Genomic DNA, 265 nt, shown 5'->3' with positions numbered 1-265 from the left:
CGATCATGTGCGCGTCGACGGTAACGGAAAGCGGCGCGCCGGCCTTGAAGTCGCCGGTGTTTTGCGGCGGCACGTCTTGCGTGAGCGGCTGGCCCGCGGCTTCCCACGCCTGCAGTCCGCCGTCGAGCAGCGCGACGGCGTCGTGGCCGAGCCAGCGCAGCAGCCACCACGCACGCGCGGCGTACATGCCGCCTTGCGCGTCATATGCGACAACTTGCTGGCCTTGCTTCAGGCCGCGCGATTCCAGCGTTTCGACGAGCCGCTC

General features: G+C 69.4%; 1 protein-coding gene. It reads right to left on the bottom strand.

Translation table 11 applies throughout. The features are described from left to right. Positions 1–265, bottom strand: a 265-nt coding sequence (locus tag SB786_RS36565) for a sulfurtransferase (protein ID WP_410731628.1), incomplete at both ends; no start/stop codon positions are given.

This window comes from Burkholderia sp. SIMBA_062, assembly GCF_046534765.1.
Taxonomy (GTDB): domain Bacteria; phylum Pseudomonadota; class Gammaproteobacteria; order Burkholderiales; family Burkholderiaceae; genus Burkholderia; species Burkholderia ambifaria.
This window is presented reverse-complemented; position numbering and strand designations above follow the sequence as displayed.